The organism is Rhodanobacter thiooxydans LCS2 (assembly GCF_000264375.1).
GTDB lineage: Bacteria > Pseudomonadota > Gammaproteobacteria > Xanthomonadales > Rhodanobacteraceae > Rhodanobacter > Rhodanobacter thiooxydans.
This window is the reverse complement of sequence record NZ_AJXW01000051.1, coordinates 1-16,397: the sequence shown is the minus strand read 5'-3', so window position 1 is coordinate 16,397 and position 16,397 is coordinate 1. Positions and strand designations below refer to the sequence as shown.

At 68.5% G+C, this 16,397-nt stretch carries 14 protein-coding genes and 1 pseudogene; 6 read left to right on the top strand and 9 right to left on the bottom strand.

Annotated features, from left to right (window positions below; genetic code table 11):
* Window position 1: 1 nt before the first annotated feature.
* From ruvA to UUA_RS11035, 7 genes are all read right to left on the bottom strand, one after another.
* A complete protein-coding gene (gene ruvA / locus UUA_RS11065; protein ID WP_008436862.1) occupies window positions 2-598 on the bottom strand; it encodes a Holliday junction branch migration protein RuvA in 597 nt (198 codons plus the stop codon).
* Complete coding sequence (gene ruvC, locus UUA_RS11060) at window positions 595-1,116, bottom strand: crossover junction endodeoxyribonuclease RuvC (RefSeq protein ID WP_008436861.1); 522 nt, start codon at window positions 1,114-1,116, stop codon at window positions 595-597. The genes ruvA and ruvC overlap by 4 nt, the downstream gene beginning before the upstream one ends.
* A 33-nt stretch (window positions 1,117-1,149) precedes the next feature.
* On the bottom strand, window positions 1,150-1,884 hold the full coding sequence (locus tag UUA_RS11055; RefSeq protein ID WP_008436860.1) for a YebC/PmpR family DNA-binding transcriptional regulator: 735 nt from the start codon (window positions 1,882-1,884) through the stop codon (window positions 1,150-1,152).
* Window positions 1,885-1,982: 98 nt separating this feature from the next.
* Window positions 1,983-2,618, bottom strand: coding sequence for an alpha/beta fold hydrolase (locus tag UUA_RS11050; protein ID WP_008436859.1), 636 nt, complete (start codon window positions 2,616-2,618; stop codon window positions 1,983-1,985).
* Between the two features lie 88 nt (window positions 2,619-2,706).
* A complete protein-coding gene (gene aspS / locus UUA_RS11045) occupies window positions 2,707-4,461 on the bottom strand; it encodes an aspartate--tRNA ligase (protein ID WP_008436858.1) in 1,755 nt (584 codons plus the stop codon).
* Between the two features lie 88 nt (window positions 4,462-4,549).
* On the bottom strand, window positions 4,550-5,170 hold the full coding sequence (locus UUA_RS11040; RefSeq protein WP_008436857.1) for a DUF3011 domain-containing protein: 621 nt from the start codon (window positions 5,168-5,170) through the stop codon (window positions 4,550-4,552).
* Window positions 5,171-5,272: 102 nt separating this feature from the next.
* Entirely contained in the window at window positions 5,273-5,566 is a 294-nt protein-coding gene (locus UUA_RS11035; RefSeq protein ID WP_008436856.1) for an FmdB family zinc ribbon protein, read from the bottom strand.
* Between the two features lie 295 nt (window positions 5,567-5,861).
* Between UUA_RS11035 and UUA_RS11030 the strand changes: the two genes are divergently transcribed.
* The 3 genes and pseudogenes from UUA_RS11030 (at window position 5,862) to UUA_RS20215 (ending at window position 9,088) form a co-directional block, all read left to right on the top strand.
* Window positions 5,862-8,234 carry a TonB-dependent receptor plug domain-containing protein gene (locus UUA_RS11030; protein ID WP_008436855.1) on the top strand — a complete coding sequence of 791 codons (2,373 nt, stop codon included), beginning with the start codon at window positions 5,862-5,864 and terminating at the stop codon, window positions 8,232-8,234.
* 196 nt (window positions 8,235-8,430) lie between these two features.
* Window positions 8,431-8,969, top strand: a pseudogene (locus UUA_RS20025) (CsgG/HfaB family protein).
* Complete coding sequence (locus UUA_RS20215; protein WP_268793785.1) at window positions 8,966-9,088, top strand: hypothetical protein; 123 nt, start codon at window positions 8,966-8,968, stop codon at window positions 9,086-9,088. Before UUA_RS20025 ends, UUA_RS20215 begins: the two are co-directional and overlap by 4 nt.
* Before the next feature lie 75 nt (window positions 9,089-9,163).
* Here UUA_RS20215 and clpB read toward each other — a convergent pair whose 3' ends face one another.
* Window positions 9,164-11,761, bottom strand: a complete 2,598-nt coding sequence (gene clpB / locus UUA_RS11020; protein WP_008436851.1) for an ATP-dependent chaperone ClpB — start codon at window positions 11,759-11,761, stop codon at window positions 9,164-9,166.
* A gap of 161 nt (window positions 11,762-11,922) precedes the next feature.
* Between clpB and otsB the strand changes: the two genes are divergently transcribed.
* The 3 genes from otsB to otsA are packed head-to-tail and all read left to right on the top strand — an operon-like array spanning window position 11,923 to window position 15,906.
* The gene (gene otsB, locus UUA_RS11015; RefSeq protein ID WP_039953849.1) at window positions 11,923-12,759 is read left to right on the top strand and encodes a trehalose-phosphatase; all 837 of its coding nucleotides are present in this window, start codon (window positions 11,923-11,925) and stop codon (window positions 12,757-12,759) included.
* Window positions 12,719-14,524 (top strand): glycoside hydrolase family 15 protein, encoded by a 1,806-nt coding sequence (locus tag UUA_RS11010; RefSeq protein WP_039953848.1) that lies wholly within the window; start codon window positions 12,719-12,721, stop codon window positions 14,522-14,524. The genes otsB and UUA_RS11010 overlap by 41 nt, the downstream gene beginning before the upstream one ends.
* The gene (gene otsA, locus UUA_RS11005) at window positions 14,521-15,906 is read left to right on the top strand and encodes an alpha,alpha-trehalose-phosphate synthase (UDP-forming) (RefSeq protein ID WP_008436845.1); all 1,386 of its coding nucleotides are present in this window, start codon (window positions 14,521-14,523) and stop codon (window positions 15,904-15,906) included. The genes UUA_RS11010 and otsA overlap by 4 nt, the downstream gene beginning before the upstream one ends.
* A gap of 28 nt (window positions 15,907-15,934) precedes the next feature.
* Here otsA and pgeF read toward each other — a convergent pair.
* Window positions 15,935-16,397, bottom strand: a 463-nt coding sequence (gene pgeF / locus UUA_RS11000; protein WP_039953847.1) for a peptidoglycan editing factor PgeF, incomplete at its 5' end; no start/stop codon positions are given.

Below are 16,397 nucleotides of genomic sequence, written 5' to 3'. Positions count from 1 at the left end.
GTCAGCTCCCGAGCGCCGCGCGCAAAGCCTTGCGGATAATCGCTTCGGCGTCGTCGCCCTCGGCGGCGACCTTCTGCACCAGCCGGCTCACCTCGGCCGGCTTGTAGCCCAGCTGCTGCAGCGCCACGGTCGCTTCGCCTGCGGCGTCCAGCGGCGCGCCGGTCGCCTGCAGCGGCGCCCCGGGAATGCCGGACATGCCGTCGAGACGATCACGCAGTTCCACCACGATGCGCTCGGCGGTCTTCTTGCCGATACCGGGGATCTTGGTCAGCGCGACCACGTCACCGGCATGCACCAGCCGCGCGAAATGGTCGGTGGACACGCCGGACAGCACCGCCAGCGCGATCTTCGCGCCGATCCCGCTGACCTTCAGCAGGTTGCGGAACAGCACGCGCTCAGCCTCGTGCAGGAAGCCGTACAGCGTAATGCTGTCCTCCTTCACCGCATGATGGATCAGCAGCACCACTTCCTTGCCGAGGCCCGGCAGGTCGTAGATCGTCGACATCGGCGCCTCGACCTCGTAGCCGACGCCGCCCACCTCGACCAGCAGGGAGGGTGGCTGCTTGCTTATCAGGGTGCCGCGCAGACGGCCGATCACCGGCGCCGCCTCCAGGCCGTACGCGGAATGCCGACGCGGGCCAGGCTGGCGCGGGTATGCGCATGCGCCACCGCGACCGCCAGCGCATCGGCAGCATCGGCCTGCAGCGGCCCCTTGAGGCCGAGCAGCACGCCGATCATGTGCTGTACCTGGGTCTTGTCGCCGCGACCGCTGCCGACCACGGACTGCTTCACTTCGGTTGCTGCGTATTCGTGCACCACGATCCCCTGGCTGACCACCGCGCAAATGGCAGCGCCGCGCGCCTGCCCCAGCTTCAGTGCCGAGTCCGGGTTGCGCGCCATGAACACGCGCTCGATCCCGCACTCGGTCGGTCGATGGGCGGCGATGATGTCACACAGTTCGTCAAAGATGCGTTTCAGGCGCAGCGGAAACGTGGCCTCGCCGGCCACTGCAAGCGCCCCGTGGAAAACATGGCTGAGCTTGCCTGCGTCATCCACGTCGATGATGCCTACGCCGGTGCGCTGGCTGCCAGGGTCGATGCCGATGATGCGGGTCATCACGATGCGATGCGAAGGCGCGCGGCCTTCGACTTATTCGACGGTCCCGGCGGGCAGCAAGGCGTTGTGCGACACCTCGCTCACGTCGTCCAGCGCGTCGAGCTTCTCCAGCAGGTCGAGCAGTTGCTCCAGCGCCTCCTCCGGCACTTCGACGCGGTTGTTCGGGCGCATCACCACGCCGGCGTGCTGGGCGTTCAGCCCGGCAGCGATCAGCCCCTGCTGCACCGCCTCGAAATTCTCCGGCGTGCACAGCACGATACTCTCGCCGTGCTCGTTGATGACGTCGTCGGCGCCGGCTTCCAGCGCCGCCTCCAGCACCTTCTCCTCGGCCGCCGCGTCGCCATCGGTGGCGAACACCAGCTCGCCGCAGCGGGTGAACTGGAATGCCACCGAACCGGAGGTGCCGAGGTTGCCGCCGTGCTTGGTCAGCGCATAGCGCACGTCGGCCACGGTGCGGGTGGGATTGTCGGTGAAGCTCTCGATGATCAGCGCGATGCCGGCCGGGCCGTAGCCTTCGTAGCGCAGTTCCTGCATGTCGGCGCCGCCGTCGGCGCCGGAGCCGCGCTTGACCGCGCGCTCGATGGTGTCCTTGGTCATGTTCGCCGACAGGGCCTTGTCGATCGCCGCACGCAGGCGCGGGTTGCCGCCAGGGTCGGCGACGCCGGAACGGGTGGCGACGGTGATCTCGCGGATCAGCTTGGTGAACACCTTGGCGCGCCTGGCGTCTTCGGCGTTCTTGCGACCTTCGATGGACGGGCCTCTACCCATGACGATTCCTGCACGAAGCGATTGGACAAGCGCTCGATTTTACCCGAATTCGGCCAGTGTGCCGGTCGCGCCGCCGCGCCGTGCCGCGACATGACGCCTCAGTCTGCGGCCGGCGGAAACCGGCCGTGGCGCAGGAATTCCGCCACCAGCCGCACCACCTCCTGCGAGAACAGCAGGCCGATATGATTCGCCTCGACCACGCGGTGCGCGGCCAGCCCGGCCAGGCGGGTTTCCTCCACTGCCACGGTGCCGTCGTGTTCGCCAGCAAAATGGCCGAGCATGGCGCCCAGGCCGAGCGGCAGGCGCCCGGCAATCATGCCGACCTCGCGCGGCCCGCCCCAGCGTTCGAAGCCCTGTTGCAGCAGCTCGCGGTTGTGCCCCAGCAGCACCTCACCGCCGCGGCCCCAGGCAGCGAAACCGCGCGCAGCGGCGCTGCCCTTCAGCGGCGAGCCCAGGCAGACGATGCGGCCGGGCGGCGGGGTGCCGTCAAGGCAGGCGCGCAAGGCCAGCAAGCCGCCGAGACTGTGACCGACCAGATGTACCGCATCCGCCTCCCCCGCCAGCGCGGCCATGCGCGCCTGCAGCCGGTCCAGGATGCGCTGCTGGGTGGCCGCCACGCTCAGGTAGTCGAAGCGATGCACGCGGAACCCCGCCTCCATCAGCCGACGATGCAGCATGGACAGCGCGAAACCGCGCATCCACAGACCGTGCAACAGGATCACGTGGTCGGTCATGGGGAGAAAGTCGGGAATCGGATGGGGAACCGCAGCAGCAGTGAAGCGGCGAGCTCACGGGCGAACGCTTTGAACCATTCTCTATTCCCTACTCCCTCACGGCTACGTGCAGCTCCTTCAGTTGCACGTCGCTCACCATCGACGGTGCATCGGTCATCAGATCCTGCGCGCTGGTGGTCTTGGGGAACGCGATCACGTCGCGGATCGACTCGGTGCCGGCCAGCAGCGCCGCGATGCGGTCGATGCCGAACGCCAGACCACCATGCGGCGGCGCGCCGAATTTCAGCGCCTTCAGCAGGAAGCCGAACTTCATCTCGGCCTCCTCGGCGCCGATGCCGAGCAGCTCGAACACCGTGCTCTGCATCTCCGGCCGGTGGATGCGGATCGAGCCGCCGCCGATCTCGTTGCCGTTCAACACCATGTCATAGCCGCGGCTCACCGCGTTGTGCGGGTCGGCGCGCAGCTGCGCGGCGTCGTCCACCTTCGGCGCGGTGAACGGGTGATGCAGGGCCACGAAGCGCTGTTCTTCGGCGTCGTACTCGAACATCGGGAAGTCGGTGACCCACAGCGGTTTCCAGCTGTCCTCGACCAGGCCGCGGTCCTTGCCGAGCTTCAGCCGCAGCGCGCCCATGAAGTCACTGACGGTCTTCCAGTTGCCGGCGCCGAAGAACACGATGTCGCCGCTCTGCGCAGCGGTGGCTTTCAGCACGCCGTCCAGCGCCGCGTCGTCGAGGAACTTCGCCACCGGCGAGTTGATCCCCTCGCGCCCCTTGGCCAGATCTTCGACCTTGAGCCAGGCCAGGCCCTTCGCGCCGTAGCGCGCGGCGTATTCGGCCAGGGCGTCGATGTCCTTGCGCGACAGCGTGCTGCCGCCGGGCACGCGCAGCGCGGCGACACGACCGGCCGGGTCGTTGGCCGGTTCGGCAAACACCTTGAACTCGACGTGCTTCAGCGCCTCGGCCACGTCGACCAGCTCCAGCGCGATGCGCAGGTCCGGCTTGTCCGAGCCGAAGCGGCGCATCGCCTCCGCCCAGGTCATGCGCGGGAAGGTGGCGGCGAGTTCGACGCCCTGCACTTCCCTGAACACGTGGCGGATCAGCTCCTCCACGAAATCCTGCACGTCCTTCTCTTCGACGAAGGCAAACTCCAGGTCGAGCTGGGTGAACTCCGGCTGGCGGTCGGCGCGCAGGTCCTCGTCGCGGAAGCAGCGGGCGATCTGGTAGTAGCGGTCGAAGCCGGCCACCATCAGGATCTGCTTGAACAGCTGCGGCGACTGCGGCAGCGCGTAGAACTGGCCCGGATGCACACGGCTGGGCACCAGGTAGTCGCGTGCGCCCTCGGGCGTGGCCTTGGTCAGGATCGGCGTCTCGATGTCCTGGAAGCCGCGTGCATCGAGATACCGGCGCAGCGCCTGTACCAGCTTGGTGCGCTTGCGCATCATCGCCTGCATCTCGGGGCGGCGCAGGTCGAGGTAGCGGTAGGTCATCCGCATATCCTCGTTCGGGTTCTCATGCAGCGCGAACGGCAGGTCCTTCGCGGCGTTGAGCACCTCGACGGTGTCGGCCAACAGCTCGACCGTACCGGTCTTCAGCTTGTCGTTGACCGACACCCGCGGACGGATCGCGCCGGTCACGCGCAGGCAATATTCGTTGCCGATCTCGCCAGCCACGGCGAACGCAGCGGCGTTGTCGCGATCGACCACCACCTGGGCCAGCCCCTCATGGTCGCGCAGGTCGACGAACGCCACATGCGACTGCAGGCGGATCTTGTTGACCCAGCCGCACAGGGTGACGGTCTGGCCGATCAACGCCTCGTCGATGAGGCCGCAGTAATGCGTGCGCATGCGTTGGAACTCCGGCGTCGCCGCGGCGACTTCAGGCAAGGGAAAAGACCGCGAAGTCTACCACCGCCGCACCGTGCGGCTAGCCGCGCTACCAGCGCCGGTCGACCAGGAACTGGCCGCGGCAGCCGTGCGCCACCCACACCCCGGCGCGGTTCCAGCCCCAGCTGTAGCCCTCGGTGCAGTTCGCGTCGGACAGCTGCCGCCCCAGCCGCACGCGACCGTTGCGACCCACGTCGACCTGGCACAGCTGATACTTCTTCTGGTTGCTGTCGCACTGCAGGCTGATCCGGCGATCCCAGCCGGGACCGGGACGCCAGCCGCCACGGTCGTCGTCGTAGCGATCGCCATAGCGGTCACCCCAGCGGTCGCCCTGGGCGTAACGGTCATCAGGATCGTTGTAGCGGCCTCGGTGGCCATAGCCGTAGCTACCGCGGTCGGCGGAGCCGAACAGGCCACGGCAGCCACGGTCGACCCACAGCGTGTCGTAGTCCATGCCCCAGCTCTCGCCGCGGATGCAGGCGGCCTTCGACTCCTGCCTGTACAGCTCGACGCGGCGCCATGGCACGGCGCAGCGCGCATAGTGGCCATCGTTGCTCACGCAGCGCACCGGTGCGTCCGACTGCGCCCGGGCCGGCGTCGCCATGCCCAGCAGGCCACCCGCCAGCACGGCCGCGACGACTCCGACCATCCACCCGCCGATTGCACGCATTGCCGCCTCCTCGCCTGCCCTGACACCGGCACCCCGCCGAAGTCTTGCGGAATCAGCATATCCCGCGTCGGAATGCGCCAACCAGGCGGAGGTTTCGCCGGTTCAGCTGGCGCTGCCGGCGGCGTCGCTGGAGGCCGGCGCCGGTGCCGCGGCGGGGGCCGCCACCGTACTGGACTGGCCGGCGTCGCCGGCGAGGTTGTGTTTCTTCTCGCCGTTCTTCTTGAAGTCGGTTTCGTACCAGCCGCTGCCGGCAAGACGGAATGACGGCGCACTGACCATCCGCCGCAAGTGCGGCGCATCGCAGGCGGGGCAGATGGTGGGATCGGCGTCGGACAACTTCTGCAGCCGGTCGAAACGGTGACCGCAATGGCTGCATTCGAACTCGTAGATGGGCATGGGAACTCCGGGCACGCCGGCCATCGCGCGGCCGGCAACGGACCATTATCGGGGTGTGCGGCCGGATTTCAATGCAGCAGGCGGTGCATGGCGGGCGTTCTGCGCACCGGAGTAGTCTGCACATCCATGGCGAACGCTGGCGGCAGCCTGTCGCTCCGGGTTCGCCCGGTTGCATGCGAAGGGGCCGTTGAAGCATCTGGACTGATAGACGTCTATACGTCTATTGACGAAGCGGTGGTGCGTCACTAGTCTGCATTTTGCTGCACCGCGGAAAATCACGAACCGGAGTGTTCCCATGAGCAAACGTTCCAATCCGATCGCCCTGGCATGGCTGCCTGCCGCGGTGCTGCTGGCCCTGGCCGGCAACGCCGCCGCGCAGGATGTCGCCCAGCCCGCCCCGGCCAAGGCCAAGAGCCTGGATGCCGTGGTGGTCACCGGCACGCGCGTGTCCAACCGCACCGCCGGCGAGTCGCTGGCGCCGATCGACGTGCTGAACCCGGACGACCTGCAGGGCACCGGCACCAGCGAGCTGGCCACCGCGTTGTCGCGGCTGCTGCCGTCGCTGAACTTCCCGCGGCCGTCGCTCACCGACGGCACCGACGGCTCGCGCCCGGCCCAACTGCGCGGCCTGTCGCCGGACCAGGTGCTGGTGCTGGTGAATGGCAAGCGTCGCCACACCGGCGCCATTGTCAACCTCAACGGCACCCAGGGCCGCGGCTCCTCGCCGGTGGACCTCAACGCGATCCCGATCGGCGCGGTGAAGCGCATCGAGGTGCTGCGCGACGGCGCCGCCGCACAATACGGTTCCGACGCGATCGCCGGCGTGATCAACATCGTGCTGAAGGACGGCGCCGACGGCGGCAGCGTGGCCGGCAGCGTGGGCCAGTACAGCGCCGGCGACGGCCTGCAGCGCGAAGCCAGCGGCGACATCGGCTTCCGCCTCGGCCAGGACGGCTGGCTGCGTGTGGCCGCCGCCGCGGGCAAGGACGGCTACACCGACCGCGCCGGCCCGGACCTGCGCAACCCGGCCGACCCCAGCTATGCGCGGGTCAACCAGCGCTTCGGCGATCCGGAGGTCACCCACCAGGGCATCTTCCTCAACAGCCAGTACGACCTGTCGCCGAACGTCAACGTCTACGCGTTCGCCAACGCCAGCAACCGCGACGCGGAATCCGCCGGCTTCTACCGACCGGGCCTGGACCGACGCAACATCCGCGCGATCTACCCCGACGGCTTCCTGCCGCTGATCGCCACCACCTCCAAGGACCGCGCCTTCGTCGCCGGCATCCGCGGCACCACGGCGAACTACTGGCACTGGGACCTCAGCGGCAACTACGGCAAGAACAGCCTGCAGTTCGACGTCAACCACAGCCTCAACACCCAGCTCGGCCCCACCAGCCCCACCCACTTCTACGCCGGCCGGCTGAACAACACCGAGAAGCTGCTCAACGCGGATTTCTCGCGCGACTTCGACGTGGGCGGCCTGGCCGGCCCGCTGACCCTGGCGTTCGGTGGCGAGTACCGCCACGAGAACTACACCATCGACGCCGGCGACTCCAGCTCGTATTTCGGCGGCGGCTCGCAGGTGTTCCCCGGCTTCCGGCCTTCCGACGCCGGCTCCAACAGCCGCCATAGCTATGCGCTCTACGGCGAACTGGATGCGGACCTCACCCAGAAGCTGAGCGGCTCGGTGGCGCTGCGCCACGAGAAGTACAGCGACTTCGGCAACACCACCTCGGGCAAGCTGTCGGCCCGCTACGCGTTCACCGACAAGGTCGCGCTGCGCGCCACGGCGTCGAACGGCTTCCGCGCGCCGTCGCTGGCCCAGCAGAGCTACTCCACCACTTCCACCGTGTTCATCAGCAGCGTGCCGTATGAAGTGCGCACCTTCCCGGTGAACAGCTCGGTCGGGCGCGCGTTCGGCGCCGAACCGCTGAAGGCGGAGAAGTCGGTCAACTACAGCCTGGGCCTGGTGCTGCAGCCGACCGACCGCACCGCGCTGACCATCGACGCCTACCAGATCCGCATCGGCAACCGCATCGTGCTGTCGGAAAACCTCACCGGCACCGCGGTCACCAACTACCTCACCGCGCACGGCTTCCCTGGCGTCACCGGCGGGCGCTACTTCACCAATGCGGTGGACACGCGCACCCGCGGCGTGGACATCGTGGGCAGCTGGCGTACCGAGCTGGCCGGCGGCGGCCTCGACCTCACGCTTGGCTACAACTACAACAAGACCGACATCATCAACACCCGGCCGAACCCGGCGATCCTGGCGCAGAACGGGCTCAACCTGCAGCGCATGGGGCGCACGGAGAAGGGCCGCATCACGGTCGGCGCGCCGCGCGACAAGCTCACCCTCGGCGGCAACTGGACGCTCGGCCACTGGGGCCTGCGCTCGACCGTGGCCCGCTACGGCAAGTTCACCGTGCTGAACAACAACCCGGCCAACGATCAGACCTTCGGCGCGAAATGGGTGCTGGACCTGGCCGGCGACTACCGGCTGGACAACTGGACCTTCACCCTCGGCGCGGACAACGTGTTCGACGAATACCCGGACAAGGTGATCGCCGCCAACAGCACCTCGGGCATCCTGCCGTACAGCTCGAGCTCGCCGTTCGGCTTCAACGGCGCCTACGTCTACGGCAAGGTGGCGTACCGCTGGTAAGCCGGCGCAAGGCAAGCGAACAAGAACCCCGGCCAGTCCGGGGCTTTTCATGGCGGAAGTCCGGGCCGGCCCGCGTCACCCCGTCACTGTCCGCTGACGGATTTCGCTGACAACCTCTGCCGCCTGTGCCTACAGCCAGCGCGTGGCACCGATAATCCCGGCGCACCGTCGCCTGGCACTGGGCGCAGGGGTCGCCATGGCCCGCGAAGCGCCGACCATGACCGTCGCCGTGATCGACTTCACCAACGAGACCAGCTCCGCCAACTGGTGGAACGGCGACGTCGGCCGGCAGCTCGCCGACGTGCTCGGCAACGAATTGGGTGCCACCGGCGACTTCAAGGTGACCGAGCGCAGAAGATCGACGCCGTGCTGGCCGAGCAGGACCTGGCCGCCTCTCACCGCATGCGCCCGGGCAGCAGCCCGCACACCGGCAACGTCACCGGCGCCCAGTACCTGGTCACCGGCAGCGTCGCGGGGTACACCGAGGACACCTCCCATACCGGCGGCGTCCTCAACATCGCCGGTTTCCGCGTGGGTGGCGGCAAGTCGGAGGCCTATGTCGCGATCGACCTGCGGGTGATCGACGCGGAAACCTCGGAAGTGGTGTACTCGCGTACCGTCGAAGGACGCAGCTCCAGTGGCGGCGTCGACCTGCGCGGCTATGTCAGCGGCGGCTACGGCGACTTCGCCACGCGAAGAAGACCCCGGCCAGCAAGGCGGTGCGCGCGGCGGTGATCGAAGCCACCAACTACCTGGACTGCACCATGGTCAAGCGTGCCGGCTGCGAAGCCCGCTATCAGCAGAAGGAACAGCGCCGCCGCGACAACGGCAAGAAGACGCTGGACCTCGGCTGACCGCCGGGCGCACCGTGCGGCAGGCCGGACCTTCCCGGCCGCCGCACGCTGTCGCGGGCACGCCCGCGGCCCGATTTACGCCTTGCGGAACACCAGCTGCCCGCCCTCGGCGGCGACCTCGACCGTGTCGCCCGACTGGAAGCGGCCTTCGAGGATCTGCTTCGCCAGCGGGTTCTCCAGCTGCTGCTGGATCGCCCGCTTCAGCGGCCGCGCGCCGTACACCGGATCGAAGCCGACGTTGCCGAGCAGGGCCAGTGCATCGTCACTGACGTCCATCTTCAGCTGCCGCTCGGCCAGGCGCTTCTCCAGGTAGGCCAGCTGGATCTTCGCGATGGCGCGGATCTGCGTCTTGTCCAGCGGGCGGAACACCACGATCTCGTCGAGCCGGTTGATGAACTCCGGGCGGAAGTGCGCCTGCACCACGCCCAGCACCGACGCCTTCATGCGCGTGTACTGCGCCTCGGCGTCGTCGCTGCCGTTGCTCTCGACCTCGTCCTGGATCATCTGGGAGCCGAGGTTCGAGGTCATCACGATCACCGTGTTGCGGAAGTCCACGGTGCGGCCCTGACCATCGGTGAGGCGGCCGTCGTCGAGCACCTGCAGCAGGATGTTGAACACGTCCGGGTGCGCCTTTTCCACCTCGTCCAGCAGGATCACGCTGTACGGTCGGCGCCGCACCGCCTCGGTCAGGTAGCCGCCCTCTTCGTAGCCGACGTAGCCTGGCGGGGCACCGACCAGGCGCGAGACGGAGTGCTTCTCCATGAACTCGCTCATGTCGATGCGCACCATCGCGTCGGTGGTGTCGAACATGAACTCGGCCAGCGCCTTGCACAGCTCGGTCTTGCCCACACCGGTGGGGCCGAGGAACAGGAACGAGCCGTTCGGGCGGTTCGGGTCGGACAGCCCCGCGCGGGAGCGGCGGATCGCGTCGGACACCGCGTGCACCGCCTCGTCCTGGCCGACCACGCGTTTGTGCAGCTCGTCCTCCATGTGCAGCAGCTTGTCGCGCTCGCCTTCCAGCATCTTGCTGACCGGGATGCCGGTCCAGCGGCTGACCACCTCGGCGATCTCCTCGGCGGTGACCTTGGTCTGCACCAGCTTGAAATCCTGCGTCTCGGCGGCCTGCGCCGCGGCGAGCTGCTTCTCCAGCGCCGGCAGCTTGCCGTACTGGATCTCGCTCATCTTGGCGTAGTCCTGCTGGCGCTGGGCGGCGTCGAGTTCCTGGTGAGCCTGCTCGATCTGCTCCTTCACCCTGGTCGTGCCCTGCAACGCGGCCTTCTCCGATTTCCAGATCTCGTTCAAGTCGGAGAACTCGCGCTCAAGCTTGCCGATGTCGGTTTCCAGGTCGGCCAGGCGCTGCTTCGATTCGCTGTCCTTTTCCTTCTTCAGCATCTCGCGCTGGATCTTCAGCTGGATCAGGCGGCGTTCAAGTCGATCCAGCTCCTCCGGCTTGGAGTCGATCTCCATGCGGATGCGCGAAGCGGCCTCGTCCATCAGGTCGATCGCCTTGTCCGGCAGCTGGCGGTCGGATATATAGCGGTGCGACAGCGTGGCCGCGGCGACGATCGCCGGATCGGTGATCTCCACGCCGTGGTGCACGGCGTAGCGCTCCTTCAGGCCGCGCAGGATGGCGATGGTGTCCTCCACCGACGGCTCGCCCACGAACACCTTCTGGAAGCGACGCTCCAGCGCGGCGTCCTTCTCGATGTACTTGCGGTACTCGTCCAGCGTGGTGGCGCCGATGCAGTGCAGCTCGCCGCGCGCCAACGCCGGCTTCAGCATGTTGCCGGCATCCATCGAGCCTTCGGCCTTGCCGGCGCCGACCATGGTGTGCAGCTCGTCGATGAACAGGATGATCTGGCCTTCGTTCTTGGCCAGGTCGTTCAGCACCGCCTTCAGGCGTTCCTCGAACTCGCCGCGGAACTTCGCGCCGGCGATCAGCGCGCCCATGTCCAGCGCCAGCACGCGGCGGTCGCGCAACCCTTCGGGCACCTCGCCCTTGATGATGCGCTGGGCCAGGCCCTCGACGATCGCGGTCTTGCCCACGCCGGGCTCGCCGATCAGCACCGGGTTGTTCTTGGTGCGCCGCTGCAGCACCTGGATGGTGCGGCGGATCTCCTCGTCGCGACCGATCACCGGATCGAGCTTGTTGCGCTCGGCGCGTTCGGTAAGGTCGATGCAATATTTCTGTAGCGCCTGGCGCTGCTCCTCGGCGTTCTCGCTCTGCACCTTCTCGCCGCCGCGCAGTTTCTCGATCGCCGCCTCAAGGTTCGCTTTGGTCGCGCCGGCCGCCTTCAGCGCCGCGCCCAGTTCACCCTTGTCCTCCAGCGCCGCCAGCACGAACAGCTCGCTGGCGATGAACTGGTCGCCGCGCTGCTGCGCCAGCTTGTCGGTGAGGTTGAGCAGGCGGTTGAGGTCGTTGCCCAGGTTGATGTTGCCTTCCTGTCCGCTGACCTTCGGCAGGCGCTCCAGCAGGTCGTTGACGCGCTGGGTCAGCAGCGGCACGTTGACCTGCGCCTGGGTCAGCAGCGGCGCGGTCGAGCCGCCCTGCTGGCCGAGCAGCGCGGCCATCACGTGCACCGGTTCGAGCATGTTGTGGTCGCGGCCCACGGCCAGCGACTGCGCGTCGGCCAGCGCCTGCTGGAAACGCGAGGTGAGTTTGTCCATCCGCATGTCGATGATCCCGCCTGGTGGTTTTGCGTCAGAGGAATTGACGGCGCCCCCGTCACTGCCGGCCAAGGTGTGGGCGCGGCAGGACGAATCAAGTTTCGCCGCTGCCGCCCAGCCGCTGCCGGCGAGGCGATTTTCACATTCCGTTTGTTACGGTGGCGACGATGTCAACGGCTACTCCCACCACTGCCGGCGCGCCGCGCAACCGGTTGCCGCCGCCCCCGCTACCCGCTGCCGACGCCCGCTGGGCGATCCTTCTCGACGTCGACGGCACCCTGCTCGATTTCGCCGACGACCCGCGCGCGGTGCGGCCGGATGCCGCACTGCTGGAGCTGCTGCACGCCCTGCACCGGCGGCTGGATGGGGCGCTGGCGCTGGTCAGCGGCCGCACCCTGACCGACCTCGACCGCCTGTTCGCCGCCTCGCACTGGGCCGCCGTCGGGTTGCACGGACTGCAGCTGCGCCATGCCGACGGCAGCTGCCGGGAGATTGCGGTGGCGCCGGCGCAGCAAGCACGCATGCGTGACGTCGCGCACACGCTGGCTGCACGCTTCGACGGCGTACAACTGGAAGACAAGCACGTGGCGGTGGCGCTGCATTGCCGGCGCGTACCGGCGCAGCTGCCGGCGCTGCGCGAGGCGGCGGCCGCCGCGATGGCGCAGCTGCCCGGCTATCAGTTGCAGCCGGGTAACCTGGTGCTGGAGTTCAGCCCGGCAGACATGGACAAGGGGCGCGCGGTGCTGGAACTGCTGCAGCGCGCGCCGTTTAACGGCCGCTGGCCGGTTTACCTGGGCGACGACCTGACCGACGAGCATGCGTTCGCCCGCATCAACGCCCAGGGCGGGCTCAGCGTGCGCATCGGCGCGCGCGAACCGAGCCTGGCCGCATCCACCTTGCCCGGCCCCGCTGCGGCGGAAGCCTGGTTGACCGGCGTCCTCGACGCCCTGGGAGCCCCCACTCATGCCCGATTCCCGGAAGGAGAGCCCGCCCGCCAGCCTTGAGCTTGGCGTGATCGGCAACGGCAGCGTTGCCGCATTGATCGACCAGCAGGCGCGCATCGTCTGGTGCTGCCTGCCGCGCTTCGACGCTGACGCCAGCTTCTGCGCCCTGCTTTCGCCGACGATCGAGGGCGGCGACTGGACGATCGAGCTGGAAGACCTCGAGCGCACCGAGCAGTTCTACCTGGCCAATACGGCGGTGCTGGTGACGCGCCTGTTCGACCGCCACGGCGGGGCCATCGAAATCACCGACTTCGCACCGCGTTATCGCAAGAACGGACGTTTCTACCATCCGGAAATGCTGACGCGCCGGGTGGCTCCGATCAGCGGCTCGCCGCGCGTTCGCATCCTGATGCGCCCGCTGTGCGACTACGGCGCGCGCAACGCGCAGACCACCGCCGGCAGCAACCACATCCGCTACCTGCTCAGCGACGTGGTGCAGCGCCTGACCAGCAACGTGGCCACGCCGCTGATCGAGCGCAGCCTGAGTTTCGGCCTCGACCGGCCGGCGCATTTCGTGTTCGGCCCGGACGAAACGCTGGAAGACAACGTGAGCGATTTCGTCCATCTGGCACTGGAGCGCACGCTGGCCTACTGGCACGAATGGGTGCGCTACCTGTCGGTGCCCTACGAATGGCAGGCCGCGGTGATCCGCGCGGCGATCACGCTGAAGCTGTGCCAGTACGAGGCCACCGGCGCCATCGTAGCCGCGCTTACCACCTCGATTCCGGAATCGGCCGGCACGGCGCGCAACTGGGACTACCGCTACTGCTGGCTGCGCGACGCCGCCTTCACCGTGCGCGCGCTCAACCGGCTCGGCGCCACGCGCACGATGGAGGAATACATCCGCTTCGCCTTCAACCTGGTCGCCAACAAGGACACGGGCGAGATGGGCCCGGTGTTCGGCATCACCTTCGAGGCCGAACTGCCCGAGCGCCAGGTCGACACGCTCAAGGGCTATCGCGGGATGGGGCCGGTGCGGGTGGGCAACGACGCCTGGCGGCAGCGCCAGAACGATGTCTACGGCTCGGTGGTGCTCGCTTCGGCCCAGCTGTTCTTCGACTGCCGGCTGCAGCATCGCGGCGACGAGGTGACGTTCCGTCGGCTCGAACGGATGGGCGCGATGGCGCTGCGCATGGCCGAGCAGACCGATGCGGGGTTGTGGGAATACCGCGGCCGCAGCGCCGTGCACACCTATTCCGCCGCCATGTGCTGGGCCGCCTGCGACCGCCTGGCGCACATTGCCACCGAGCTGGGGCTGGACGACCGCGCGCGCTACTGGCACGAGGAAGCGGTGCAGCTGCACGCGCGGATCGAAGCGCGCGCGTGGAACGCCAGGCTTGGCCATTTCGTCGACGCCTATGATGGCGAACACCTGGACGCCAGCCTGCTGCTGCTCGCCGACATCGGCTTCATCGACGCCGCCGACCCACGCTTCGTGGCCACCGTCGACGCCATCGGCGTGGCGCTGGGGCGCAACGACTATCTGTTCCGCTACATCGCGCCGGACGACTTCGGCGCGCCGGAGACCAGCTTCAACATCTGCACGTTCTGGTACATCGAGGCGCTCGCCGCCACCGGCCGCAAGGAGCGGGCGCGGGCGATGTTCGAGCACATGCTGAAGCGGCGCAACGCGCTGGGCCTGCTGTCCGAGGACCTCGCGCCGGGCAGCGGCGAGCTGTGGGGCAACTACCCGCAGACCTATTCGCTGGTCGGCCTGATCCAGGCCGCGATGCGGTTGTCGCGACGCTGGGAGGATGCGCTGTGAGCACGCCGCGCCATGCCGGCGCCCGCCTGGTGGTGGTGTCCAACCGCGTCGCGCTGCCGCGCCAGACCGCCACCGGCGGCCTCGCCTCGGCGCTGCAGGCGGCGCTGCGCGAGCGCGGCGGCCTGTGGTTCGGCTGGAGCGGCAAGCTCGCCGCCGACACGGCGGCCACGGTGCACCGGCTGCACGACGCCAACGTGGACTACGCCACCATCGACCTGTCACGTACCGACTACGACGACTTCTACACCGGCTTCGCCAATGGCGCGCTGTGGCCGATGCTGCACTACCGACCCGATCTGGTCGACTATCAGCGCAGCTATCTGGACGGCTATCTGCGGGTCAATGAAACCTTCGCCGACCGGCTGCAGCAGCTGATTACCCCCGACGACATCATCTGGGTGCACGACTACCACCTGATTCCGCTGGCCGCGATGCTGCGCCGGCGCGGCGTGAAGAACCGCATCGGCTTCTTCCTGCACACGCCGCTGCCCGCTGCCGGGCTGCTGATCGCGCTGCCCAACCACCGCGAGCTGCTGGAGACGCTGGTCAGCTACGACCTGATCGGCGTGCACACCACCCGCGACCTGCGCGCGCTGGAGGACTATTTCCTGCACGAGACCGGCGCCGTCATGCGCCGCGACGGCCGCATGCGCAGCGCGAACGGGCGGCTGTTCCGCGGCGCCGCCTTCCCGATCAGCATCGACACCGCCGGGCTCGCCGAAGCTGCCCGCAACGCCGGATCGAACCGCGAGCTGGGTCAGTTGCGCGACAGCCTGGAGGGCCGCTCGCTGATCATCGGCGTCGACCGGCTGGACTATTCCAAGGGTCTGCCGCAGCGCTTCCAGGCCTATGCGCAACTGCTCGAACGCGCACCGGAACTGCATCGGCGCATCACCTTCCTGCAGATCGCGCCCCCCTCGCGCGGCGCGGTGCTGGAATACCGCCAGATCCGCCGCGACCTCGAACGCAGCTCCGGCCACATCAACGGCAAGTACGCCGCGCCGGACTGGGCGCCGATCCGCTACATCAACAAGTCGTTCCCGCACAAGCTGCTGGCCGGCTACTACCGCACCGCGCGGGTCGGCCTGGTGACCCCGTTGCGCGACGGCATGAATCTGGTCGCCAAGGAATACGTGGCCAGCCAGGACCCCGAAGATCCCGGCGTGCTGGTGCTGTCGCGTTTCGCCGGCGCCGCGCAGGAGCTCACCGATGCGCTGCTGGTGAACCCGGCCGACACCGAGGAAGTCGCCGATGCGCTGCAGCAGGCGCTGGCCATGCCGCTGGCCGAACGCCGCCAGCGCTGGAACGCGATGATGGCGGTGCTGCGGAAAAACGACATCACCGCCTGGTGCAACGCGTTCCTGCAGGCCTTGGGGCACTAAGGCCCAGCCTGCGCCAGCTGGCCGGTGCCTACTCCAGCCAGATCAGGCTGGCGAAGCGGCCGCTGCGGGCACCGTCGCGGCGGTAGGAATAGAAGCGCGGGTCGGCGTGCGTGTCGAAACCGCCGCCGTGGATCCGCGCCACCCCCGCCGCCGCCAACCGCTGCCGCGCCAGCGCGGCCAGGTCGCAGCGCCAGTGACCTGGCCGGGTCGCCGCGAAGCATGCTGCTGCCGCGGCATCGTTCGCCACGAACGCGGCGCGCACCTCCTCGCCCACCTCGTACGAGGCCGCGCCGATGCATGGGCCCAGCCATGCCAGCAGGCGGGCCGGCGGGGTTTCCAGCTGGGTCAGGGTGGCCTCCAGCACGCCGGCGGCCAGGCCGCGCCAGCCGGCATGGGCCGCGCCGATCTCGCGGCCGTCGGCGGCGCAGAACAACACCGGCAGGCAGTCGGCGGTGAGGATGGCCAGCACCGTACCGGGAATGTGCGACACC

Excerpts from the sequence above, each read along its gene's own strand:
- aspS (WP_008436858.1), bottom strand. The coding sequence starts at position 4,461 with ATGCGCACGCATTACTGCGGCCTCATCGACGAGGCGTTGATCGGCCAG.
- clpB (WP_008436851.1), bottom strand. The coding sequence starts at position 11,761 with ATGCGGATGGACAAACTCACCTCGCGTTTCCAGCAGGCGCTGGCCGAC.
- ruvC (WP_008436861.1), bottom strand. The coding sequence starts at position 1,116 with ATGACCCGCATCATCGGCATCGACCCTGGCAGCCAGCGCACCGGCGTA.
- UUA_RS11050 (WP_008436859.1), bottom strand. The coding sequence starts at position 2,618 with ATGACCGACCACGTGATCCTGTTGCACGGTCTGTGGATGCGCGGTTTC.
- UUA_RS11035 (WP_008436856.1), bottom strand. The coding sequence starts at position 5,566 with ATGCCCATCTACGAGTTCGAATGCAGCCATTGCGGTCACCGTTTCGAC.
- UUA_RS11040 (WP_008436857.1), bottom strand. The coding sequence starts at position 5,170 with ATGCGTGCAATCGGCGGGTGGATGGTCGGAGTCGTCGCGGCCGTGCTG.
- otsB (WP_039953849.1), top strand. The coding sequence starts at position 11,923 with ATGTCAACGGCTACTCCCACCACTGCCGGCGCGCCGCGCAACCGGTTG.
- UUA_RS11010 (WP_039953848.1), top strand. The coding sequence starts at position 12,719 with ATGCCCGATTCCCGGAAGGAGAGCCCGCCCGCCAGCCTTGAGCTTGGC.
- UUA_RS11030 (WP_008436855.1), top strand. The coding sequence starts at position 5,862 with ATGAGCAAACGTTCCAATCCGATCGCCCTGGCATGGCTGCCTGCCGCG.
- UUA_RS11055 (WP_008436860.1), bottom strand. The coding sequence starts at position 1,884 with ATGGGTAGAGGCCCGTCCATCGAAGGTCGCAAGAACGCCGAAGACGCC.